Source organism: Candidatus Skiveiella danica (assembly GCF_022705245.1).
Lineage (GTDB): Bacteria > Pseudomonadota > Gammaproteobacteria > Burkholderiales > Burkholderiaceae_C > Skiveiella > Skiveiella danica.
This window is the reverse complement of the sequence record NZ_JAKJEW010000001.1, coordinates 93,960-115,161: the sequence shown is the minus strand read 5'-3', so window position 1 is coordinate 115,161 and position 21,202 is coordinate 93,960. Positions and strand designations below refer to the sequence as shown.

Below are 21,202 nucleotides of genomic sequence, written 5' to 3'. Positions count from 1 at the left end.
AAATGAACCGAGTTGGATTTATTGCATCGTCGCTGTTGGTGGCCTTGGCTCTTTTGAGCTCCATGATGTTTGTCGTCGATCAACGCCAGTACGGCGTGGTTTACGCGCTGGGTCAGATCAAGCATGTCATTACCGAACCCGGGCTGAACTTCAAGCTGCCGCCGCCTTTCCAGAACGTTTCTTACATCGACAAGCGCCTGCTGACGCTCGACAGCGCGGATGCCGAGCCGATGCTGACACTGGAGAAGCAACGTATGGTGATCGACTGGTACGTGCGCTGGCGCATCACCGACCCCCAGGCCTATATCCGCAACGTGGGTCTGGACGAAGCCGCCGGCGCCAACCAATTGAATCGGGTGGTCCGCAATGCCTTTCAGGAAGAAATCAACAAACGTTCGGTCAAGGACATCCTGTCGCACAAGCGCGAGGCCTTGATGGCCGCAGTCAAGAAGGAAGTGCTCGAAGTGGTCAAGGGCTCCAACCCTTGGGGCGTTGACGTGGTTGATGTGCGGATCACGCGCGCCGATTATGTCGACGCGATCACCGAATCGGTTTATCGCCGCATGGAGGCCGAGCGCAAGCGGGTCGCCAATGAATTGCGGTCGACCGGTGCCGCCGAAGGCGAGAAGATCCGGGCTGACGCTGATCGCCAGCGCGAGGTCACGATCGCCAACGCCTATCGCGAAGCCCAGAAGATCAAGGGCGATGGCGACGCCGAGGCGGCGCGCACGTTCAGTGACGCCTTCGGCCGAGACCCGCAGTTTGCCCAGTTCTATCGCAGCCTGGATGCCTACAAGGCGACTTTCGCGAAGAAGAGCGATGTCATGGTCCTGGATCCGTCTTCCGAGTTCTTCAAGGTCATGCGTGGATCCGGCACGGCGCCCGCTGCCCCTGCGGGCAAGAAGTAGATCTTGGATTCCGTCAATCTGCTGGCGGCGCTGGCCCTGGTTCTTGTGATCGAGGGCCTGTTGCCCTTTCTGTCGCCCGGCGGATGGCGGCGCCTGTTTGCACAGCTGCTGCAACTGCAGGACGGACAGATCCGGTTTTTCGGGCTCTGTACTGTGCTTGCCGGACTGGTTTTGTTGTGGCTTGCGACCTAGTTGGCGTTTCAGGGCCAGTAAAATCAACGTTTTAACAGCCCTCTCATCACATGTCCGCCTGGGTCCTGCCGGATCACATTGCCGATGTCCTGCCATCCGAGGCGCGCCACATCGAAGAGCTTCGCCGAAGCCTGCTGGACACAGCCAGCAGCTATGGGTATGAACTGGTCATCCCGCCGCTGCTGGAGCATCTGGAGTCGCTGCTGACAGGTACGGGCGAGGCGCTCGATCTTCAGACGTTCAAGCTCGTCGACCAGTTGTCCGGCCGGATGTTGGGCGTGCGTGCGGACACCACGCCGCAAGTCGCACGGATCGACGCCCATCTGCTGAACCGCGCCGGCGTGGCGCGATTGTGCTATTGTGGCCCGGTGCTGCACACGCGGCCGGACCGTCCGCATGCCACACGCGAGCCGCTGCAACTGGGGGCGGAGATCTACGGGCACAGCGGCCGCGAGGCCGATCTGGAGATCCTCCTGCTGGCATTGGACTGCCTCAAGGCTGCACAGGTCTCCGGGCTCAGCGTCGATCTGGCCGATGCCAGCGTCGTTGATGCCTTGCTGGCCGGCGTATCAGTCAGTGCGCCGGTTCTGGCCGAACTGCATGCGGCGCTGGCCACCAAGGACTCGACCGAACTGGCCTCGCTGAGCCGTGGTCTGCCGGCCTCGACCCGGGAGGGCCTGCTGGCCTTGGCACAACTGTACGGCGACGAGAAGGTCCTTGATGAGGCCCGCGTGGCCTTGAAGTCCGCGCCGGGAATCGACCAGGCGCTGTCGAACCTGAAATGGTTGGCCAGCCAGCTCGGCGACGCCCGGGTCACCTTCGATCTTGCCGACCTGCGGGGCTATGCCTATTACAGCGGTCCCCGTTTCTCGGTCTACGCGAGCGGCGCGGGCGACGCGTTGGTGCGCGGGGGCCGCTATGACGGGGTGGGCGCAGTCTTCGGACACAACCACGACCGGGCCCGTCCGGCTGTCGGTTTCAGCCTTGACCTCAAGAATGTGGTCGGTGCGGCCGCACCGCGCCCCCTGAAGGCGGCAATCCGCGCGCCCTGGGGCGAGGATGCCACCTTGCGCGCAGCGATTGCATCGCTGCGCGGGCGAGGAGAAACCGTGGTCGGCATGCTGCCGGGCCACGACAGCGAAATCGATGAATTCCATTGCGACCGTGAACTGATCGAGGTTGCCGGGCAGTGGGTCGTACAGGCTATTTGAGAACAATCGCAATGAACATGACCAAAGGTAGAAACGTCGTGGTCGTCGGCACCCAGTGGGGCGACGAGGGCAAGGGCAAGCTGGTGGACTGGCTCACCGAGAGTGCCCAGGGCGTGGTGCGCTTCCAAGGCGGGCACAACGCCGGCCACACGCTGGTGATCAATGGTGTGAAGACGGCGCTGCACCTGATTCCCAGCGGCATCATGCGTCCCGGCGTGAAGTGCTACATCGGCAACGGCGTGGTCCTGTCGGCGGCCAAGCTGTTCGAAGAAATCGAAGGGCTCGAAAAAGCCGGGGTCGAGGTGCGATCACGCTTGCGCGTCAGCGAGGCCTGCCCGCTGATCCTGCCGTTTCACGCGGCGCTGGACGTGGCGCGTGAAGCCGCGCGCGAGCAGGGCGGCACCGAGAAGATCGGCACCACCGGCCGCGGCATCGGCCCGGCCTACGAAGACAAGATCGCCCGGCGCGCCCTGCGGGTGCAGGACCTGAAATACCCGGAGCGCTTCGCCGCCCGCCTGCGTGACCTGCTGACCCTGCACAACCATGTGCTGACCACTTTCCTCAATTCGGGCAGCTTCGCGTTCCCCGATGCGCTCAAGCCCTACATTCGCGACGGTGAAGTTCAGTTTGAGGCGGTCTATTCGGAAGCCATGAAGCACGCCGAATTGCTGAAGCCCATGATGGCCGACGTGTCGCGCGAACTGAACGAAGCCAACCTGCACGGGGCCAACCTGCTGTTCGAAGGCGCCCAGGGCACTTTGCTGGACGTGGACCACGGCACGTACCCCTATGTGACCTCCAGCAACTGCGTGGCCGGCAATGCGGCGGCCGGCTCCGGCGTGGGCCCGGGCATGCTGCACTACATCCTGGGCATCACCAAGGCCTATTGCACCCGCGTCGGCGGCGGGCCGTTCCCCACCGAACTGGAGTGGGAAAAAGAAGGCACGCCGGGCTGGCACATGAGCACCGTGGGCGCCGAGAAGGGCGTCACCACCGGGCGCAGCCGCCGCTGCGGCTGGTTCGACGCCGCGCTGCTCAAGCGCAGTGCGCAGGTCAATGGTCTGTCGGGGCTGTGCATCACCAAACTCGACGTGCTGGACGGACTCAAGGAGCTCAAGCTCTGTACCGGCTATGAACTGGACGGCGAGCTGATCGACATCCTGCCCATGGGTGCGGACGAGATTGCGCGCTGCCGCCCGGTGTATGAAACGATCGAGGGGTGGACCGACAGCACCGTGGGCGTCACCCAGTATGACAAGCTGCCGGTCAACGCGCGCCTGTACCTGCAGCGCATCGAGCAGGTGACCGGGGTGCCGATTCACATCGTCTCCACCAGCCCGGACCGCGATCACACCATCATGATGCGCCACCCCTACCTCCCGGACTGAGTTCACCGTACATTTTGTGATGATTCTGGCCCCTTCCCAGCGTGTTTGGGTCTTTGTTAGCTACTAAATCAGGAGTAAATACAAATGTTGACAGAAGATGGCAAGCACCTGTACGTGAGCTATGACGAGTACCACAACCTCATCGAGAAACTCGCCCTGAAGGTTTTCCAGTCCGGATGGCAGTTCGACACCATCCTGTGCCTGGCGCGTGGTGGCATGCGTCCGGGGGACATCCTCTCGCGCGTCTTCAACAAACCGCTGGCCATCATGTCGACCAGCTCCTACCGTGCAGACGCGGGCACGGTGCAAGGGCATCTGGACATCGCGCGCTTCATCACCACACCCAAGGGTGAGATCGCCGGGCGCGTGTTGCTGGTGGATGATCTGGCTGACACCGGCCACACCTTGAAGGCGGTGTTCGAAATGCTCAAGAGCAACTATGCCCCCATCACCGAGCTGCGCAGCGCCGTGATCTGGACGAAGGGCGTGTCGACCTTCGTTCCGGACTACTCCGTGGAATTCCTTCCGACCAACCCCTGGATTCACCAGCCCTTCGAGAACTACGACAGCATGTCGCCGGAAATGCTGCTCGAAAAATGGAAGCTCTGAAACGCCGGCCACAGTCGCGACGGTCATGAAATGCGGGAGCCCAGTCTCCCGCTTTCTGTTTCTGCCAATCGGTTTCTGCCAATCGTTCATTCGGCCCTGAATGGTCCTGGCGCTACCATTGCGCGCATGACCGCATCCAAGCTCGACCCCATTACCCGCCTGATTCATCATCCCTACCAGCCGCCCGCCGGATTTGAAGCGCCTCAGCCCGGCATCTTCAAGGCGTCGACGGTGATTTTTTCGAGCGTCGCGGCCATGCGGTCACGCAACTGGAAGAACAAGACGGGCTATACCTACGGATTGCATGGCACGCCGACCACCTTCCTGCTGGAGGAGCGGCTCTGCGCCCTGGAAGGCGGAGCGCATTGCCTGCTGGCGCCCAGCGGACTGGCTGCCATTGCGACCGTGTCACTCGGCTTGCTGAAAGCCGGGGACGAGGTGCTGTTGCCTGACAACGCCTACGGCCCGAACAAGGCGCTGGCTGAGGGCGAACTGGCCGCCTGGGGCATCACCCACCGCCTCTATGACCCGATGCACCCGCAGGATCTGGCCGACAAGATCAGCGCGCGGACCCGATTGGTGTGGCTGGAGGCGCCTGGCTCCGTGACGATGGAGTTCCCCGACCTGTGCGCGCAGGTGCGCCTGTGCCGGGAGCGCGGCGTCACCACGGCCCTGGACAACACCTGGGGAGCCGGCCTGGCTTTCAGCCCGTTCGACCTGGACGCCGGTCTGGGCGTGGATATCTCGGTACAGGCCCTGACCAAATACCCCAGTGGGGGCGGCGACGTCCTGATGGGCAGCGTGATCACGCGCGACGAGGCCCTGCACCTGAAGCTGAAGCTCAGCCACATGCGCCTGGGCACCGGCGTCGGGGCGAACGACGCTGAGACCGTGCTGCGCTCGCTGCCCAGCATTGCCCTGCGCTACCGCGCTCAGGATCAGGCAGCGCGGGAACTGGCACGCTGGTGCGAAAGCCAGCCCCAGTTTGTCCAGGTGCTGCATCCGGCATTGCCCCGATCGCCGGGCCACGCGCACTGGCAACGCCTGTGCGGCGCCCAAGCCTCAGACCCTGCCACGGGTCTGGCTGCTGGCTTGTTCAGCGTGATCGTGGATCCAGCGTACTCGTCAGCGCAGGTGGATGCCTTCTGTGACGCGCTGGAACTGTTCAAGCTGGGCTACAGCTGGGGGGGGCCGATCAGTCTGGTGGTTCCCTATGAGGTGGCCAGCATGCGGCCCCACTGGCCGGCGCACCTGGCGCGCGGCACGCTGGTGCGGTTCTCGATCGGACTGGAGGCGCTGGCCGATCTGCGCCAGGACCTTGAGCGGGCCTGGCAGGCAGCCCTGCGTGAATGATTGATCCGGATCAGTGTTTTCCGCACTGGTCATCAAACCGGTGTGCCGGTAGTCTCTGGCCATGCTGACCAGCCTCGTCTCCCGCCATGACCGATCCGACCCCGCCGCTTGATGTCCAGCCTGAAGAGGCGGCACCCTATCACCCACCGCCGCCCACCGGTCCGCAGGCGCTGATGCGGCCACTGGCGATGGGTGCACCGTTTCAGTGGCTGGCGCAGGGATTTCAGGATTTTCGGGCCCACCCTGGCATCGGACTCTTTTACGGCATCTGCTTCTGGCTGATGGCCCTGACGCTGGGCCTGGTGTTTCGGACCAAGCCCGAATACGTGATGTCCATTGCCTCCGGCTGCCTTCTGGTCGGTCCCTTTCTGGCGATGGGCCTGTACGAAGTCAGCCGGCGCCGCGAACTGGGCATGGTGCCCGATCTGGGCAGCTCCATCACCTGCTGGGATTCGCACATCCGCAGCATGGGCATGCTGGTCCTTGTGCTGATCGTGCTGGAACTGCTCTGGGGCCGCGCCTCGCTGGTGGTGTTCGCGGTGTTTTTCAATACCGGCATGCCATCGACCACCGGTGTTCTGAATGCGGTTTTCAATCCGGAGAACTGGGAGTTCGTCGCGGTCTATTTCGGGGTGGGCAGCGTTTTCGCGGCGCTGGTGTATTCAACGGCCGTGGTGTCGATTCCCATGATTCTGGATCGAGACACCGACGCCATTTCAGCCGCGATCACGAGTATTAGGGTGGTTTTCGAGAACACCGGGGTGATGATGTTATGGGGCGTGCTGCTGACTTCGCTCGTCCTGCTGGCGCTGATGCCCTGGGGTGCGGGCCTGGTGCTGGTCGGCCCATTGCTCGGTCATGCCAGCTGGCATGCCTACCGCGGCGCGGTGGCCTGGCGCGAAGAGCCGGTTGCCGCACCTGCGGGCCACACGGGCAATTGAAGCCGCGCCACGGGTCGAGGCCACCGGCGGCGAACTGTTACAGTGGGCTCCACATCAAGGAACCTGAAGGCACATTTTGGCTACACCCAACTACGGATACGAGAAGCGTCAGAAAGAACTGGCGAAAAAGCGCAAGAAAGAGGACAAGCTCCGGGCCAAGTCCGAGCGCAAGTCCGATGGTTCACCGGGGCAGGACGACCAGGACGGTGTGGCGCCCTCTGACGATTCAACCACCCCGTCAGGCGGCCCCGGATCGCCCGCCCAAGCCTGAGCGGATGCACCAGACGCTGGTCGCAAGGCAAATACCGGTCAAGACATCCAATCAGTTTTCGCTGGCCATCAGGTCGCGAGCCAGGGTTCGCATGGTCGCCATCGAACGGTCGCAAGCTGCCAGGATCGGTGCGTCGCCAAACCGGCTGAAATTGCGTCGCGTCGAACTCGCATAGCCTGGGTCATAGTGCTGCAACAGCAGCGCGCGCACCACAGTCTCGATCTGACCGTCTTTCACCAACGCTTTCCATTCGTCGATGACCGCCTTTCCGCGCAGCACGGTCAGCGCGTCCAGGCGCCGGCAGAAGAAATCGGTATCGCGCGCGAAAAACGCATAGTCCTCGAGCAGTAGTGCCACACGCTCGTCGTCGGCCAGCTGCAGCAGCAGACAGGGACTGTCCCGCATCGCAAGGATCAGACTGTCCGGCACGGCCAGATTGCCGACCTTCTTGCTTTCGGCTTCCACATAGACCGGCCGCGTCGCGTCGAACTGGCGCAGGGCATCCCAGACCAGGGTGTCGAAACGCTTCTGTGTGGGCTGCGGCCGGCCGGGAATCATGCCAAGCACCGAACTGCGGTGGCTGGCCAGTTCTTCCAGATCCAGCACCTGCGCACCTTCTTCACGCAGGGCCTGCAGCAGGCGCGTCTTGCCCGATCCGGTCGGGCCGCAGACCACCCTGAAGTTCAACCGCGCGACCTGCGCCGGCAGGTCGGCCAGCAGGGCCGAGCGAAACGCCTTGTAGCCACCTTCGAGCAGATGCACCCGAAAGCCGATCTGACCCAGGAACTGCGCCAGCGAGTTGCTGCGCTTGCCGCCGCGCCAACAGTAAATCAATGGCTGCCAGTTCTTGGGTTTGTCCAGGACCTCGCGCTCGATATGGGCGGCAATATTGCGGGCGACCAGGGCGGCACCGATCTTCTGCGCTTCGAACGGGCTGACCTGTTTGTACAGGGTGCCAACGCGCACGCGCTCGGCGTTGTTCAGCGAAGGCCAGTTGAGCGCGCCGGGCAGGTGGTCCTCGGCGTGTTCGCCCTCGCTGCGCGCATCGATGATCGCGCTGAAGCCTTCAAGCCGGGCCATGGCCTCGGCGGCCGAGATCGGATGCACACTCACTTGAGCAACTTTCGCAGTTCGGGCCAGACGTTGGCCAGAATGATGGGGTGTGCTTCCTGCGTCGGATGAATTCGGTCGGCCTGGAACATCCGGGTCGCGTCCGGCCCGTCGGCCACGCCCTTGAGCATGAACGGCACGACGGCGGCCTTGTTCGCCTTCGCCACGTCCACAAAAACTCCGGAGAAACGGCGTCCGTAGTCGGCCCCGTAGTTGGGCGGCACCTGCATGCCGACCAGCAGCACCTTCGCGCCGGCCTTCTGTGCGGCCTGTGTCATCGCGGTCAGGTTGTCCGCCGTGAGTTCGAGCGGCAGGCCCCGCAACGCGTCGTTGCCGCCGAGCTCGATGACCACCACGGCCGGCTGGTGCTGGGCCACCAGCGCCGCCAGCCGTGAACGGCCGCCCGATGTGGTGTCGCCGCTGATGCTGGCATTGACCACTCGAGCGGCGATCTTTTCCTCGGCAAGCTTCTTGTCCAGCAGCGCCACCCAGCCAGTGCCGCGCGACAGGCCGTATTCCGCGCTCAGCGAGTCCCCCAGGACGAGCACCACCTTGCCCTCGCTGGATTTGGCGGCGGGCGAGGTTGAAGGCGCTGCAGCGGTGGCCTTGGTGCCCTGAGCGAAAGATGCCCCCACGGGCAGGGCCCATGCCGCAGTCGCGATAAAGTGTCGTCGATTCAAATCCAGAAACCTTTCATGTCCCAAGCCGCCCGTCCAGCCATCATTTCCGTCGAGCACGTCTGCAAATCCGTGTCCGACTCGACCGGCACGCTGGACATTTTGCGCGATATTGATTTCACCCTGGCCGAGCGGGAGACCGCCGCGATCGTCGGGGCCTCCGGCTCGGGCAAGAGCACGCTGCTGTCGATCATTGCCGGGCTGGACACGCCCACGAGCGGCACTGTGCATCTGGCGGGGCAGGACATCTTCGCATTGAACGAGGACGATCGGGCGGCCTTGCGGGCGCACAAGGTGGGTTTCGTGTTCCAGAGTTTCCAGTTGCTGGGCAACCTGACCGCGCTGGAGAACGTCATGCTGCCGCTGGAACTGGCCGGGCGCAAGGATTCACGCAAGGCCGCGACCGACATGCTTGCCCGGGTGGGTCTGACCACACGACTGAACCACTATCCCCGGGTGCTCTCCGGGGGAGAGCAGCAGCGGGTCGCGCTGGCCCGCGCCTTCGTGGTGCAACCAGCCGTCCTGCTGGCGGACGAGCCGACCGGCAGTCTGGACTTCGCCACCGGAGAGACCATCATGGAACTGATGTTCGACCTGAACCGCGAACTGGGCACGACACTGGTGCTGGTGACGCATGACCGCGGCATTGCGGCCCGTTGCGTGCACCGAATCACGATCGAGGCGGGTCGGGTCGTCGATTCCTAGAGAAAACACCTGATTCCCAGCGGCCAGTGGTCGCAGACAGCTACAAATTCAGGAGTTTTCTGCCGTCACTTCCTGCGCGACGCGGAAGGCTTGGCGGCCTTGCCGCCCCTAGAAGGCGCCGCGGCGCGGGTGTTTCGAGCGGATTTCACTGGCGCAGCGGCTTTGGCCACGGGTTTGTCGCTCTTCGCGGGCTGGTCGCCCAGTGTGCTCTTGAGCGGGCAGACCTTGAACACCGGGCACTTGGCGCAACCGACGGCGATGGCAACGGGGCAAATTTTCATGGGAACCTTTTCGGGCAAGTTGGGAACGGCCCAGTATGCGCCCCGGCCGTCCCGCTTTGTGCCCGGACCTTGCGTCTAGAGCCAGCAGTCGATAATCGGGCCATGTCTTCCCCCAAAGTCCTTTTCGGCTTCCACGCCGTCGGCGTGCGGCTGAAAACCGCGCCGAAATCCATCGTCGAGATCTATTTCGAACCCACCCGGCGCGACGCCCGCATGCGCCAGTTCATCGAGCGGGTCAAGGAATCGGGTGTGCGCCTGATTGAGGCCGACGGCATGCGCCTGTCCAAGCTCTGTGGCAGCCACGGGCACCAGGGCGTGGCGGCGCGGGTGGAGGCGGTGGCGCAGGTGACGTCGCTCGACGAACTGCTCGAGCAGGTGGAGGCCCGTGGCGAGTCGCCGCTGCTGCTGGTGCTCGACGGCATCACCGACCCTCACAACCTCGGCGCCTGCCTGCGCGTGGCCGATGGCGCCGGCGCCCATGCCGTGATTGCCCCGAAGGATCATGCCGCCGGCATCAACGCCACCGTGGCCAAGGTGGCCAGCGGCGCCTCGGAGTCCATGCCGTACTTTATGGTGACCAACCTCGCGCGCACGCTCAACGAACTGAAGGAACGCAACATCTGGATCATCGGCACCAGCGACGATGCGCCGAAGACGCTGTACCAGGTGGATCTGAAAGGCCCGGTCGCCCTGGTCCTGGGCGCCGAAGGCGACGGCATGCGCCAGCTCACCCGCAAGACCTGCGATGAACTGGTCTCGATTCCGATGCGTGGCGCCGTCGAGAGCCTGAACGTGTCGGTGGCCAGCGGCGTGTGCCTGTACGAGGCCTTGCGCCAGCGGACCTGATGGGCAAAGGCGCAGGCACATGACCGCCATCACCGATATCGCCGCCGTTGGCGCCTGGGTTCGTGATGCCGGCTCCATTGCAGTGCTGAGCGGCGCTGGCATGAGCGCCGAATCGGGCGTGCCGACGTTTCGCGATGCCCAGACCGGGCTGTGGGCGAAGTTCCGGCCGGAGGAACTCGCGACCGAGGCGGCTTTCCGGGCCGACCCCACCCGCGTCTGGGACTGGTACGCGAGCCGCCGCGAGATGATGAAGGACGTGCATCCCAATGCCGGGCACCATGCCATCGCCGCGTTCCAGCAGCGCCACCCGGGGCGACTCACGCTGATCACCCAGAACGTGGACGGCCTGCACCAGGCGGCCGGCAGTGTGGACACGCTGGCGCTGCATGGCAACCTCTTTGAGGACATCTGGCTGGACCCGTGCCTGGGCGCGCCCGGGCATGGCGGGGTCTGTGACGTGTCGCGGGCCCGGCCGGGCCGGCCACCCACCTGCGCGGATTGCGGTAACGCGCTGCGCCCTGGGGTGGTCTGGTTCGGCGAGATGCTGCCGGCGGTGGCGCTGGCCGCTGCGGAGGAGGCCGCGCAGGCCTGTGACCTGATGCTGGTGGTGGGTACGTCAGGCGCGGTCTATCCGGCGGCCGGCCTGGCCCACACCGCACGCCAAGGCGGGGCGCGCGTGGTCGTCATCAACCCTGAACCCACCGAACTCGACAGCGTGGCACATGCGCTGGTGCGCGCCACGGCCGCCGTGGCCATGCCGGCGCTATTGGCGGGCTGAAAACGCTCACTGGAGAAAAGTATGAAAACGATAGCAATGACGCGCCTTCTGACGCTGGGAATGATGGCATTTCTGCTCACATCGTGCACCCAGGAGCAGCAGAACAAGATCAGCCGAGACATCCAGAACTGGACGGGCACCAATGGCGTACTGGAGGTCTACGCTGGCGACAAGGTGGTGCGTCGCTTCCTGAAGATCGACAAGATCAGCACCGCCCTGGGCACCGACGACGGCAAGCCGCGCGCCTACCGTTACGGCTACGGCGTCCTTGACGAGAACCTCAACATGCAGGTGGATCCGGGCGAGAAGAAGGTGTATTTCGAGATCAGCGATTACACCAACGCGGTCTTTTTCGAGAATCCACGCTGAATCCCGGTACTCGGTGGTTTGTCCAATGTGTCAATAGCCAGCGGGGCTGATTCTCAGGCTATGTCGCCGCATGGCAACACCATGCCCTGAGGAACAGTGATCCCGCGCGCATCGCGCCCCTCGGACGGGGCTCTGAATGTGCTCGGTATAAGCCATTAGTTATGCTGCGAACGGAGTTTATTGATTGGACTCGGCAGAAGCCCGCTCTCTAGAATTTGTCTGTCATGCAGGCAATCAGCAGTCCACTAAATGCCTTTTTCGGGTTTGACGAATTGCAAAACGTGGCACCGATCCGGTCGATCAATTTCGGCTGATTTCACCTACCAACCAACTCTGTCAGTCCCATCATGAAAAGGACCCTCATTGCGATCGCTGCCCTGGCAGCCTTTTCTGTGTCCTACGCGCAGAGTTCAGTCACCTTGTTCGGCGTCATCGATACCGGTGTGACCTACGGTTCCGCCAGCCCGGGCAGCAGCCTTTGGCAACTGAGCAGTGGCGAGTGGAGCGGCAGCCGCATCGGCTTCCGTGGCCGCGAGGATCTGGGCGGTGGCCTCTTCGCCGGGTTTCATCTTGAAGCCGGGTTCGATTCAGACAGTGGTGTGGGGAAATCGACCAGCGAAAACAACGTCACAAAAGCTGGCGGTGATGGCATTGGCTTCAACCGTCGCGCCACGATCAGCCTGATGGGTTCCTGGGGCGAGCTGCGCCTGGGGCGCGACAAGAACCCGCTGTATGACGGCTTCAACGATTTCGACCCGTTTGGCGGCGACACCGTGGGCGCGGCCTTCATGTGGCAGGCGGGCCGCGAGATGTACGACAACACGACCGCCGTCAAGCGCGTTTCCAACAGCATCGGATACATCCTTCCGAAGGATCTGGGGGGGTTTTACGGCCGCGCCATGGTGGCCACCGGCGAGAATTCGGATCCGGCAAACCTGTATGCGAAGGACAACGTCGCTTACAAGGGTGATGGCGATTACGCAGGTTTCTATGCGGGTTACGACAACAACGGCAAGGGGCCGTTCACCGCTGGTGTCTCGTACGGGAAGACCCAGTATGGCTACAACATCGCAAAAACCAAGGGTGGCAACCTGACCAACTGGCAACTCGGTGCCACCTATGACTTCGGCGTCGTCAAGCTCTGGGGCCTGTATTCAAACGACACCGTGGGGCAAAGCGTCGCGCACAAAGAGTTGAATGGCAACGGGTGGAGCCTGGGCCTCACCGCGCCCATGGGATCTGGCAATCTGGCGGCATCCTACTCGACCTACAAGTGGGATGCCGGCTATACGCAGGCCGGGAAAGCCTTCTACACCGGAACGCCGAATGGCGACAAATACTCGGTTGGATACTTCTACTCGATGTCGAAGCGGACCTGGTTGTATGGGGCGCTCGGATATGTGAACGTGAAGGATGGTTTGGACACGCCACTGGGTGGCTCAAAATTCAACTCTGGCTTCACCAGCGGCAACTCGACCGGGGTTGACCTGGGCATTCGTCACTCGTTCTGATCACCGAAAACTGAACCCCAACGCCTGTCGCAGACCTCTGTGACGGGCGTTGCTGTCTGGATCGGCGCCGCCGACGCAATGGCCCTCACATTCGGGCGTGTGTTTCCGACCAGGTCCTGGCGTAGGCCTGAATAAAGCCAATGAAGGCGGTCGTGAGCCGCGAAAAAGGCTTTTCATGGTGCCAACACAGGCAGAACTGGCGCTGCAGCACCAGATTGGCGATGCGCAAAGAACACAGGCGGCCTTCCTGAAGCTCCCGCAGCACCGCCATTCGCGACACGATGGACAGGCCCAGGCCGGCCTCGACGGCGTGTTTGACCGCGCCGGTGTTGCCGAGTTCGATCACTGATTTCAGGCTGATGTCGGCTGCTTTCAGTTGCTCCTGAATGCTTTCTCCGCTGGCAGAGTCGCTCGCCGGCAAGACAAAAGGCAAAGCGGCCATTTCAATTGGGGTCACGCAGCCGGCTTCGGTCAAGGGGTGATCGGGCGGGGCGATGACGATCAGCTCGTCCTGAATGAACGGCTTGAACGCAATGCGCGCGTCATTGAAGCGAGCCACTTCACCGACGATGGCGATGTCCAGTTCGTTACGCAGGATCCGCTCGACGATCTGCCTCCCCGGTTCGACCTTGACCGTCAGTTCGACCTGCGGATATGTCTGCTTGAAATGCGCCAGCGCTTCGGGCAGAAGGTAGACGCCAACCACCATGCTGGCGCCGATCTGCAGGCGACCGGCATGGAGTTCCCCAAGGTCGTCGAGTTCTCGCCGCATCTGCGCCAGCCGCAGGGCGATGTCGTCAGCGCAGGCCAAGGCAACACGCCCCGGCTCTGTCAGGGCAATCGTTTTTCCGATGCGCTCGAACAGTCTGATCTTGAGTGCGCTTTCCAGGGCGCTAATCTGGGCACTGATGGCGGGCTGGGTCAGGTGCAACTCGTCCGCGGCACGCGAGAAACTGTTGTTTCGGGCAACGGCTTGAAAGGTTCGCAATTGGGCCAGCGTTGTCATACTCTGTGGGTGCGTTTCAAACGGGCGACCGCCGCATTTGGTATTAATGAATCATTATAGAAACGAGGTGATGGTTTGATTGGACGGCACCTGCACCGCTTTCTAGAATTTCCTTGTCATACAGGCCTTTTCGGGAAACTCCGGAGAAGGGGTGGTCCATGCCTTCCAAGGCTGCGGCCGGACCCGCGACCTGACGGCATCCTTGGTCCGCCATGGCGGGTTTACGGTCTGATTCACGGAAAGAAGAATATGGGCAAGGAAATCGAGCGCAAATACCTGGTCAATCTGGCGGCCTGGAAGCCGAAAGATGCCGGCATTCATTTCAAGCAGGGCTACCTGAATTCCCAGAAGGAGCGGGTGGTGCGCGTTCGCATCGAAGGCGACCGCGCCAAGCTCACGATCAAAGGCATGACCACCGGCGTGACACGCGCTGAATTCGAGTACGACATCCCGGTTTGCGATGCAAGCGAGTTGCTGGACAACCTTTGCGAGCAACCGCTGATCGACAAGCATCGGCACAAGGAGATGCATGGCGGCAAGACCTGGGAAATCGACGTTTTTCATGGACTGAACCAGGGGCTGGTGGTGGCCGAAGTAGAACTGCAGACCGAAGACGAGAAGGTCCAGCTCCCCGATTGGGCCGTCATGGAGGTCTCCAGCGATCCTCGCTACTTCAACTCCAGCCTTCTGAAGCAGCCCTTCAGCACCTGGAAATAGTCCAACGGGCTTCCGCTCATGACCGCATCCGCTTCACCGCGACAGACCCAGAACCAGAAGCTCATGGAGTTGCTGGGGATGGACAGAATGTCGTTGTCCTCGAAGACGCGAGCGGCGCAAAGCACTTCCGAACGCTGGATGCGCTACCTCGGGTTTCCCGGCGGCATCCTGCTGTTCCTGCTGATCCTGTATCTACCGGCTGGTGCCGGCCTGAGCGCCTCGGCGCAGGCCGGTGCGGCCTGCTTTGCCCTGGCACTGGTGTGGTGGGTGACCGAGCCGTTCCCGACCTACCTGACCTCGCTGGTGCTGATGTTCCTGCTGCTCATCACACGCACGTCCGAACCCAAGGCCATCATGGACGTGCTGGGGATGGAGGTGATCTGGCTGAACTTGCTGGCCTTCATCCTGAGTTCCATGCTGGTCAAGGTCCGGCTGGCCAAGCGCATGGCGCTATGGCTGATCCTCAAGTTCGGGCGCAAGGCCTCCTGGGCACTGATGGCCTTTGTCATCATCCAGATGGTGCTGGCGCCGCTGATTCCCGCGACCGCCGCGCGCGCCGTGATGACGCTACCGCTCATGATCGTCGTTGCCGCCATCTACGGGGCGAGCGAGGAGAACAACAACAATTTCGGACGCAACCTGTTCCTGCTCAACCTGGTCGGCATCTCGGTGCTGTCGTCGATGACCATGACCGGTTCGTCGGCCAATCTGATCGCCGTGGGACTGATTCAGACCATGGGCGGCGAGCGGGTTTACTACATGGACTGGGTCCGCGTGGGTGCGCCGATTGCCATCATGGCGACAATGATGATGTGGTGGCTAGGGCAAAAGCTGGTCTTCCCGATCGCGGCACAAGACCGCTTGCCTCAACTCGAGGGCGGCCTGGGTCTGGTCGAGCAACAATACGCCGAGCTTGGGCCCCTGCGGCGCGAGGAAAAGAAGGCCCTTGCCATCTTCGGGCTGGTGCTCTTCCTGTGGATGACCGATGCACTGCACATGGGATGGTTTGGCGTTGAAATCAGCGCGCCGTTTGCTGCGTTGCTGGGCGCCGTGCTGGTGCTGTTCCCGCGCTACGGGGTCATGCAATGGGCGGAGGCGGAGATCCCCTGGCACCTGCTGATCTTCAGCGCCGGGGCCTACGCGGGCGGGTTGGCCCTCGATGACACCGGTGCGGCCGAATGGGGGGTGCGCATGCTGTTTGGCGGGATGGACCTGAAGGGCGTTCCCTTCGGCGTGTCCTACACCGTGATCATCGCGGTGATGATGTACAGCCATCTGCTGACCACCTCCAAGACGGTTCGCACGCTGATCCTGCTGCCCATCATCATCACCATGGCCAAGGCGCTGGGTTGGCCACCGATCGCGTTTGCGTTGCCGGCTGCGCTGTGCATCGACTGGGTCGTCGGTTTGCCCATCAGCGGCAAGCCGAACGTGATCCTGTTTTCCACGAATCAGTACTCCGTTGCCGACAATTTCAAGTACGGCGTCCTGACCTGTACCCTCGGCGTGATCCTGCTGGTGGTGTCCGGCGCGACCTGGTTTCACTGGCTTGGGCTGACGCCTTCATTCTGGGCGGTTGCACCATGAAGCGCCTGTTCACTGCCTGGATGCTCATGTATAGCGTGGCCGGAGCGACCGTGATCGACCGGTATGCCACCGAACTGGATGTCCATGCCGATGGTGGATCACGGGCGACGGTCACCCTCGACTTGAAGAACTGCCAGGCGGGCCGCTTTGTCCTGCCTCTCGGCTTCGGTGGTATGGACCGTCTTGAAGTGAAGGCGGCTCCCGGCGGGGTGGTGCTCAAGCCCGTGCCGGGCAAGGAAAGCTCGACACTTGAGATCGAACTGCCACCCGGGATCGCGGCGTCGACGAGCCTGCGCTTTGCGTTTGCCGCACCGGATGTCCTGGGTCGCCCAAAGATGGCCGCCGGCGAAAAGGCCAAGTCTGCTGCCGATACCCAGTTGTTGCGCCACAGTTTCGTCAATACCGGCGCGCTGGAAATCGGGGTCTACGAACTTTCGGTGCAGTTGCCGGGCGATTTGCGGGTGCAGAAGATTGCCGAGCAATTGCCCAAGCCGAAACGCAACGACGTCTTGCCGCGTGTTCGTCTGGACCGCACGGATGGCCGCCAGGGCGCCGACCTTCAGCTCGCCAACATGAAGCAGGGCGACCGGACCTCGATGGTGCTCAATGTGGTTTCAGCCCGCCACTCCTATGGGTGGCTGCTGGCAGGCCTTGCTCTGTCACTGGCCTATCTGGTGGGCTTCCGCAGCCTGGTGAAAGCCGATCCTTCCCCCGAAAGCCAGTCGGCCCAGCCGTCTTGATCGATCCAATGACTTGAACCGCAACACCAGGAGTCTTCCATGGCAGATGTATTTGCAAAGAATGAGGCCACCAGTGCGGCAGATGCCGCCAAGATCGTGCCCCGCGCCGAGTTCCGTGTCTTTGGACAGGGGGTGATCGATATCGTCAAGGAGCGCATGTGGAACGGCAAGACCGTGCTGTTCCAGGCGCGCCGCATGCCCGCGGAAACCTATTTCCTTTCGGCCAACACGGACGAGGCCAACGTCAAGGTGCGCGATGGCCTGCTTGACATCAAGGTCAAGGTCGGTGAAACGCCCGAAGGCTACGAGATCTTCCAGCCGCGCGGCAAGTTCCAGTTTCCGGTCAAGCGAGAGGACCTCTCCACCATCTTGTCGCACCTCAAGGTCAGCCTTCCGCTCGATCAGGACAGCTACACCATCGACAGTTTCGTCGCGATGGCGCGCAAACACCCTGAGCTGTGCCCCGTGGCGGTTGAAAAGATGCGTTTTGGGTTCACCATCGACGGAATCATCTGTGAATATGCCCAGGTCTGGTTCAACGGCGCGCTGGTCGAAAGCGCCTGCGCGGAGAGCGAGAACTACGCCGGCATGAAGCAGGTGGTCGAAGGACTCGGCATCTCCGCGATGCCCAATACCAATTATCTGAAGGCCGCAAAGCGCGTGGTCGGAATGATCTGAGCCGGCTCGACCCTGAGAAAACCGCATGGCGCACCGCAAGGCGTTCTCATTGCAGCGCCTCTGGCCGACGGAGCGGCCGCGGCTGACACCGGGCGATGTCTGGGGCGGTCTGGCTGCGATGCTGGTGGCATTTCCGGCCGCGATCGCCTTTGGGGTAACCGTCTACGGGGCCATTGCGCCGAGCTATGCCGCCTATGGCGCCTTGGCGGGCATCGTGGGCGTTGTCGTCATGGGTCTGGTGGCGTCCTGGCTGGGCGGCACGGAGCGACTCATCAGCGCACCCTGCGCGCCGGCGGCAGCCGTTCTCTCGGCGTTTGCGATCCAGATGGTGCAGCGTGGCGATTCGCCTGATCTGATCGTGCTCATGCTGGTGGTGATCGGCATGCTGGCTGGCCTGATGCAGGCCGGATTGGGCCTCATCGGCCTTGGCGGGCTGATCAAATACATTCCGTACCCGGTGGTCAGCGGCTACCTCACCGGCGTCGGGCTGATCATCATCGGCAGCCAGATCCCGCGCTTGCTGGGCGCGCCGGACACCCTGGGCTGGTGGGAGGTGCTGCGCGGTCCGGCGACATGGGACTGGCGGGCGTTGGTCATCGGAATGACAACGGCACTGGTCGCGACGGGGGCGCAACGCGTGACAAAGAAGGTGCCCGGCATCATTCTGGGCATCCTGGCCGGTCTGCTGGCCTACGGCCTGTTCGCACTGTTTGACCCTTCCCTGCGTGTGCTGCCGGGCAATAGCCTGGTGATCGGGTCGCTGGCGATTGCCGGTGACGGCTTCCTGAGTCTGCTGGTCACACGCTGGTCGGGCATCAGCCATCTGGGTGTCGATCTGATTGCGGGCATGCTGGGCGTGGCCTTGACGCTGGCAGCCCTGCTGTCCATCGACACCCTCAAGACCTGTGTGGTGCTCGACCAGCTGACCCGCTGCCGACACGAGCCGAACCGCGAGCTGGTGGGGCAGGGCATCGCGAACATGGTCTCGAACGCCCTCGGCGGACTGTCAGGCGCCGGGCAGATGGGAGCCACGCTGGTGGGCTTGAACAGCGGGTCCGAAAGCCGGATGGCCGGCGTGATGGCGGGAGTGTTTGCATTGGCTGCTGCCCTGTTGTTCAGTGCGTTTTTCGCGTGGATTCCTGTCTCTACGCTGGCCGGCATCCTGGTAGTGATCGGTTTTCGCATGATCGACCGCGCGCCACTTCAGTTCCTGCGTGCGCGCGCCACCGTGCTCGATTTCGGTGTCGTCGCCACGGTGGTCGCGGTGGCATTGACCAGCAGCCTGATCGCCGCATCGGCCGCCGGCGTCGCGCTCGCCATGGTCCTGTTCGTTCGTGCGCAAATCGGTAGTACTGCCGTACGCCACAAGATGTTGCTGAGGCAGTCGCCGTCAAGCTGGCACCGGCCAGAGGCCGAACTCGCCATTCTTGAGGCACGGGGCGACGAGGCGGTCATTTTTGAACTGCAGGGCAGCCTGTTCTTCGGCAACACCTACCAGCTCTATACCGACCTCGAAAAGGAGATCAGCACCCGCAGCTATGTGATCATCGACTTGCGGCGCGTGCAGTCGATCGACGTGACGGCGGCGCATCTGTTCAACCTGATCCGCGACGCCATCCGCGAGCGAGGCGCCAAGCTGGTGCTGAGCGGCATCCAGGAGAACCATCCGCGGGGTCGCAACCTGCACGAGTTCCTCGGACTGAACGGACTGTGGCACGCCCGGAGCACGACGGTGCGCCAGTTTCCCGATCTGGATGCCGCGATCGCGTGGGTGGAAGACCGACTTTTGGGAGAGGCGGAGTACAGCGTGGACGGCGAAGCCCCGATGCTGCTGCAGGACATGGAGATCTTTGCCCGTCGCAAGGTCGAGACCCTGCAGGATCTGGAGGCCTGCATGGACATCCGCACCTACCAGGCCGGCGACATCATCTATGCCCACGGTCAGCCGGGGGACGAGTTGTACTGGGTCCGTCGAGGTTCGGTTCGCCTCATGGCCCAGTTGCCGCTGGGAAAACGCAAATCCGTTGCGAGCTTTGGCCGGGGTGATTTCTTCGGCAGTCTGGCTTTCATGGATGGGCAGCCGCGCCCGAACGACGCGGTGGCCGTCACCACGACGGAACTCTACGTCCTGACCCGTGCCAAGTTCAATGAGGTGACAGCCATGCACAAGCAACTGGCGGCTGACCTGGCGTATGCCATGGCCCGGACGCTGGCCCTGCGCCTGCGGCGAACCGAGAGCAAGCTGACGATGCTGCAGGAGTACTGATTCATGAAGTCATCCCTGCTCCTTTCTTTCCTGATGTCGGCCAGCCTGTCCCTGCAGGCGGCACCCATGCACTTCGGATTGTTCAGCGACTTGCCTTACAGCGCCTGGGAGCGCCAGCAGCTCCCGAATTTGATCGCTGAAATGGATGCTGAGCCGCTGTCTTTCGTCGTCCATGCCGGCGACATCAAAAATGGATCGAGCGTCTGCTCGGATGAGGCCTTCCAGGGCGTGCTGGACGCGTTCCAGTTGTCCGCGCATCCTCTGATCTATGTGCCCGGCGACAACGAATGGGCCGATTGCCATCACCGGCTGAATGCGCAGTTCGAGCCCATGGAGCGGCTGGCGAAGTTGCGCTCCCTGTTCTGGATGGGCGACTCATCATTGGGCCGGCGTGCCCTGAAGCTGGAACGCCAAAGCGACATGCCTGCTTTTCCCGCCTACCGCGAAAACGTCCGCTGGGAAATGGGCGGGGTGCTGTTTGCGGGATTGAACCTGCCCGGCAGCGAGAACAACTTCTATGGTGTCGACATTGCCAGCCGCGACCGCAAGGGTCCGGTGGCGGAATACCTGGAGCGCAGCACAGCAAACCGGGCCTGGCTGGGGGAAGCCTTTGCCATCGCGCGCGACAGAAACCTGCCTGGCATCCTGATCGTGGCGCATGGCAACCCGGGATTTGAAGCCTGGAGCGCGGGCCGGGCCGAGACCGGATACCTCGACTTCCTGACCCAGCTTCGGGACGAGACGCAAAAGTTCCCGGGTCAGGTCGTTCTGGTGCATGGTGATACCCACAAGCAGCACATTGATCAGCCGATGCGTGACGCGGGCTCGGGCGCGGTCGTCGCGAATTTCACGCGCGTGGAAACCTTCGGATTTCCGCACTTCGGCTGGATTCGAGTGACTGTCGACACCGACGACCCGGGGGTTTTTCGTTTTGTGCCGCGACCTTGGAGCCGATCGGGTGGCACCCCATAGGCAAAGAGCGGATGACGCCCGTACGGGCTGCACATGCCGTAATTCCTTATAGATAAATCGTGATCGTTGAGTCGCCGAGGTTTGAT

Annotated in this window: 23 protein-coding genes; 19 read left to right on the top strand and 4 right to left on the bottom strand. The window is 62.8% G+C overall.

Translation table 11 applies throughout. From position 1 onward, the window contains the following. Nucleotides 1-2: 2 nt before the first annotated feature. From hflC to ACMUOY_RS00550, 8 genes are all read left to right on the top strand, one after another. Entirely contained in the window at nucleotides 3-908 is a 906-nt protein-coding gene (gene hflC, locus ACMUOY_RS00585) for a protease modulator HflC (RefSeq protein WP_413890004.1), read from the top strand. Between the two features lie 3 nt (nucleotides 909-911). Next, the gene (locus ACMUOY_RS00580) at nucleotides 912-1,100 is read left to right on the top strand and encodes a DUF2065 domain-containing protein (protein WP_413890002.1); all 189 of its coding nucleotides are present in this window, start codon (nucleotides 912-914) and stop codon (nucleotides 1,098-1,100) included. Between the two features lie 50 nt (nucleotides 1,101-1,150). Then, nucleotides 1,151-2,311 (top strand): ATP phosphoribosyltransferase regulatory subunit, encoded by a 1,161-nt coding sequence (locus ACMUOY_RS00575; protein ID WP_413890000.1) that lies wholly within the window; start codon nucleotides 1,151-1,153, stop codon nucleotides 2,309-2,311. An 11-nt stretch (nucleotides 2,312-2,322) separates the two neighbouring features. Then, nucleotides 2,323-3,699, top strand: coding sequence for an adenylosuccinate synthase (locus ACMUOY_RS00570; RefSeq protein WP_413889998.1), 1,377 nt, complete (start codon nucleotides 2,323-2,325; stop codon nucleotides 3,697-3,699). An 84-nt stretch (nucleotides 3,700-3,783) separates the two neighbouring features. Next, nucleotides 3,784-4,308: a phosphoribosyltransferase gene (locus ACMUOY_RS00565; protein ID WP_413889996.1), complete on the top strand. Its 525-nt coding sequence runs from the start codon at nucleotides 3,784-3,786 to the stop codon at nucleotides 4,306-4,308. Between the two features lie 126 nt (nucleotides 4,309-4,434). Next, nucleotides 4,435-5,661: a PLP-dependent transferase gene (locus ACMUOY_RS00560; RefSeq protein WP_413889994.1), complete on the top strand. Its 1,227-nt coding sequence runs from the start codon at nucleotides 4,435-4,437 to the stop codon at nucleotides 5,659-5,661. A gap of 86 nt (nucleotides 5,662-5,747) precedes the next feature. Next, nucleotides 5,748-6,602, top strand: a complete 855-nt coding sequence (locus tag ACMUOY_RS00555) for a DUF2189 domain-containing protein (RefSeq protein ID WP_413889992.1) — start codon at nucleotides 5,748-5,750, stop codon at nucleotides 6,600-6,602. Between the two features lie 76 nt (nucleotides 6,603-6,678). Further along, nucleotides 6,679-6,873 (top strand): hypothetical protein, encoded by a 195-nt coding sequence (locus ACMUOY_RS00550; protein ID WP_413889990.1) that lies wholly within the window; start codon nucleotides 6,679-6,681, stop codon nucleotides 6,871-6,873. A gap of 51 nt (nucleotides 6,874-6,924) precedes the next feature. On the opposite strand, the gene mnmH is transcribed toward ACMUOY_RS00550, so the two are convergent. Next, nucleotides 6,925-7,986, bottom strand: a complete 1,062-nt coding sequence (gene mnmH / locus ACMUOY_RS00545; RefSeq protein WP_413889988.1) for a tRNA 2-selenouridine(34) synthase MnmH — start codon at nucleotides 7,984-7,986, stop codon at nucleotides 6,925-6,927. After that, entirely contained in the window at nucleotides 7,983-8,618 is a 636-nt protein-coding gene (locus ACMUOY_RS00540) for an arylesterase (protein ID WP_413889986.1), read from the bottom strand. The genes mnmH and ACMUOY_RS00540 overlap by 4 nt, the downstream gene beginning before the upstream one ends. 60 nt (nucleotides 8,619-8,678) lie before the next feature. Here ACMUOY_RS00540 and ACMUOY_RS00535 point away from each other — a divergent pair, with 60 nt between their 5' ends. After that, complete coding sequence (locus ACMUOY_RS00535) at nucleotides 8,679-9,365, top strand: ABC transporter ATP-binding protein (protein ID WP_413889984.1); 687 nt, start codon at nucleotides 8,679-8,681, stop codon at nucleotides 9,363-9,365. Nucleotides 9,366-9,430: 65 nt separating this feature from the next. Here the strand turns inward: ACMUOY_RS00535 and ACMUOY_RS00530 are convergent, their stop codons facing one another. Beyond that, the gene (locus tag ACMUOY_RS00530) at nucleotides 9,431-9,646 is read right to left on the bottom strand and encodes a hypothetical protein (protein WP_413889982.1); all 216 of its coding nucleotides are present in this window, start codon (nucleotides 9,644-9,646) and stop codon (nucleotides 9,431-9,433) included. Between the two features lie 102 nt (nucleotides 9,647-9,748). On the opposite strand from ACMUOY_RS00530, the gene rlmB reads away from it, so the two are divergent. The 4 genes from rlmB (at nucleotide 9,749) to ACMUOY_RS00510 (ending at nucleotide 13,150) form a co-directional block, all read left to right on the top strand. Further along, nucleotides 9,749-10,492: a 23S rRNA (guanosine(2251)-2'-O)-methyltransferase RlmB gene (gene rlmB, locus ACMUOY_RS00525; protein ID WP_413889980.1), complete on the top strand. Its 744-nt coding sequence runs from the start codon at nucleotides 9,749-9,751 to the stop codon at nucleotides 10,490-10,492. Nucleotides 10,493-10,511: 19 nt separating this feature from the next. After that, complete coding sequence (locus tag ACMUOY_RS00520) at nucleotides 10,512-11,270, top strand: SIR2 family NAD-dependent protein deacylase (protein ID WP_413889978.1); 759 nt, start codon at nucleotides 10,512-10,514, stop codon at nucleotides 11,268-11,270. 21 nt (nucleotides 11,271-11,291) lie between these two features. Further along, nucleotides 11,292-11,639, top strand: a complete 348-nt coding sequence (locus ACMUOY_RS00515; protein WP_413889976.1) for a hypothetical protein — start codon at nucleotides 11,292-11,294, stop codon at nucleotides 11,637-11,639. A 347-nt stretch (nucleotides 11,640-11,986) separates the two neighbouring features. Then, complete coding sequence (locus ACMUOY_RS00510) at nucleotides 11,987-13,150, top strand: porin (protein ID WP_413889974.1); 1,164 nt, start codon at nucleotides 11,987-11,989, stop codon at nucleotides 13,148-13,150. Nucleotides 13,151-13,235: 85 nt separating this feature from the next. Here the strand turns inward: ACMUOY_RS00510 and ACMUOY_RS00505 are convergent, their stop codons facing one another. After that, entirely contained in the window at nucleotides 13,236-14,156 is a 921-nt protein-coding gene (locus tag ACMUOY_RS00505) for a LysR substrate-binding domain-containing protein (RefSeq protein WP_413889972.1), read from the bottom strand. 249 nt (nucleotides 14,157-14,405) lie between these two features. Here ACMUOY_RS00505 and ACMUOY_RS00500 point away from each other — a divergent pair, with 249 nt between their 5' ends. The 6 genes from ACMUOY_RS00500 to ACMUOY_RS00475 are packed head-to-tail and all read left to right on the top strand — an operon-like array spanning nucleotide 14,406 to nucleotide 21,116. Then, nucleotides 14,406-14,873, top strand: a complete 468-nt coding sequence (locus tag ACMUOY_RS00500; RefSeq protein WP_413889970.1) for a CYTH domain-containing protein — start codon at nucleotides 14,406-14,408, stop codon at nucleotides 14,871-14,873. 18 nt (nucleotides 14,874-14,891) lie between these two features. Beyond that, complete coding sequence (locus ACMUOY_RS00495) at nucleotides 14,892-16,460, top strand: SLC13 family permease (protein WP_413889968.1); 1,569 nt, start codon at nucleotides 14,892-14,894, stop codon at nucleotides 16,458-16,460. Further along, on the top strand, nucleotides 16,457-17,200 hold the full coding sequence (locus tag ACMUOY_RS00490) for a hypothetical protein (protein WP_413889966.1): 744 nt from the start codon (nucleotides 16,457-16,459) through the stop codon (nucleotides 17,198-17,200). Before ACMUOY_RS00495 ends, ACMUOY_RS00490 begins: the two co-directional genes overlap by 4 nt. A gap of 39 nt (nucleotides 17,201-17,239) precedes the next feature. Continuing rightward, complete coding sequence (locus tag ACMUOY_RS00485; protein ID WP_413889964.1) at nucleotides 17,240-17,878, top strand: hypothetical protein; 639 nt, start codon at nucleotides 17,240-17,242, stop codon at nucleotides 17,876-17,878. 25 nt (nucleotides 17,879-17,903) lie between these two features. Further along, on the top strand, nucleotides 17,904-20,144 hold the full coding sequence (locus tag ACMUOY_RS00480) for a SulP family inorganic anion transporter (RefSeq protein ID WP_413889962.1): 2,241 nt from the start codon (nucleotides 17,904-17,906) through the stop codon (nucleotides 20,142-20,144). 3 nt (nucleotides 20,145-20,147) lie between these two features. Further along, on the top strand, nucleotides 20,148-21,116 hold the full coding sequence (locus tag ACMUOY_RS00475) for a metallophosphoesterase (protein WP_413889960.1): 969 nt from the start codon (nucleotides 20,148-20,150) through the stop codon (nucleotides 21,114-21,116). Nucleotides 21,117-21,202 lie beyond the last annotated feature (86 nt).

Excerpts from the sequence above, each read along its gene's own strand:
- hflC (WP_413890004.1), top strand. The coding sequence starts at position 3 with ATGAACCGAGTTGGATTTATTGCATCGTCGCTGTTGGTGGCCTTGGCT.
- ACMUOY_RS00575 (WP_413890000.1), top strand. The coding sequence starts at position 1,151 with ATGTCCGCCTGGGTCCTGCCGGATCACATTGCCGATGTCCTGCCATCC.
- ACMUOY_RS00570 (WP_413889998.1), top strand. The coding sequence starts at position 2,323 with ATGAACATGACCAAAGGTAGAAACGTCGTGGTCGTCGGCACCCAGTGG.
- ACMUOY_RS00565 (WP_413889996.1), top strand. The coding sequence starts at position 3,784 with ATGTTGACAGAAGATGGCAAGCACCTGTACGTGAGCTATGACGAGTAC.
- ACMUOY_RS00560 (WP_413889994.1), top strand. The coding sequence starts at position 4,435 with ATGACCGCATCCAAGCTCGACCCCATTACCCGCCTGATTCATCATCCC.
- ACMUOY_RS00555 (WP_413889992.1), top strand. The coding sequence starts at position 5,748 with ATGACCGATCCGACCCCGCCGCTTGATGTCCAGCCTGAAGAGGCGGCA.
- ACMUOY_RS00535 (WP_413889984.1), top strand. The coding sequence starts at position 8,679 with ATGTCCCAAGCCGCCCGTCCAGCCATCATTTCCGTCGAGCACGTCTGC.
- ACMUOY_RS00530 (WP_413889982.1), bottom strand. The coding sequence starts at position 9,646 with ATGAAAATTTGCCCCGTTGCCATCGCCGTCGGTTGCGCCAAGTGCCCG.
- rlmB (WP_413889980.1), top strand. The coding sequence starts at position 9,749 with ATGTCTTCCCCCAAAGTCCTTTTCGGCTTCCACGCCGTCGGCGTGCGG.
- ACMUOY_RS00520 (WP_413889978.1), top strand. The coding sequence starts at position 10,512 with ATGACCGCCATCACCGATATCGCCGCCGTTGGCGCCTGGGTTCGTGAT.
- ACMUOY_RS00515 (WP_413889976.1), top strand. The coding sequence starts at position 11,292 with ATGAAAACGATAGCAATGACGCGCCTTCTGACGCTGGGAATGATGGCA.
- ACMUOY_RS00510 (WP_413889974.1), top strand. The coding sequence starts at position 11,987 with ATGAAAAGGACCCTCATTGCGATCGCTGCCCTGGCAGCCTTTTCTGTG.
- ACMUOY_RS00505 (WP_413889972.1), bottom strand. The coding sequence starts at position 14,156 with ATGACAACGCTGGCCCAATTGCGAACCTTTCAAGCCGTTGCCCGAAAC.
- ACMUOY_RS00500 (WP_413889970.1), top strand. The coding sequence starts at position 14,406 with ATGGGCAAGGAAATCGAGCGCAAATACCTGGTCAATCTGGCGGCCTGG.
- ACMUOY_RS00495 (WP_413889968.1), top strand. The coding sequence starts at position 14,892 with ATGACCGCATCCGCTTCACCGCGACAGACCCAGAACCAGAAGCTCATG.
- ACMUOY_RS00490 (WP_413889966.1), top strand. The coding sequence starts at position 16,457 with ATGAAGCGCCTGTTCACTGCCTGGATGCTCATGTATAGCGTGGCCGGA.
- ACMUOY_RS00485 (WP_413889964.1), top strand. The coding sequence starts at position 17,240 with ATGGCAGATGTATTTGCAAAGAATGAGGCCACCAGTGCGGCAGATGCC.
- ACMUOY_RS00480 (WP_413889962.1), top strand. The coding sequence starts at position 17,904 with ATGGCGCACCGCAAGGCGTTCTCATTGCAGCGCCTCTGGCCGACGGAG.
- ACMUOY_RS00475 (WP_413889960.1), top strand. The coding sequence starts at position 20,148 with ATGAAGTCATCCCTGCTCCTTTCTTTCCTGATGTCGGCCAGCCTGTCC.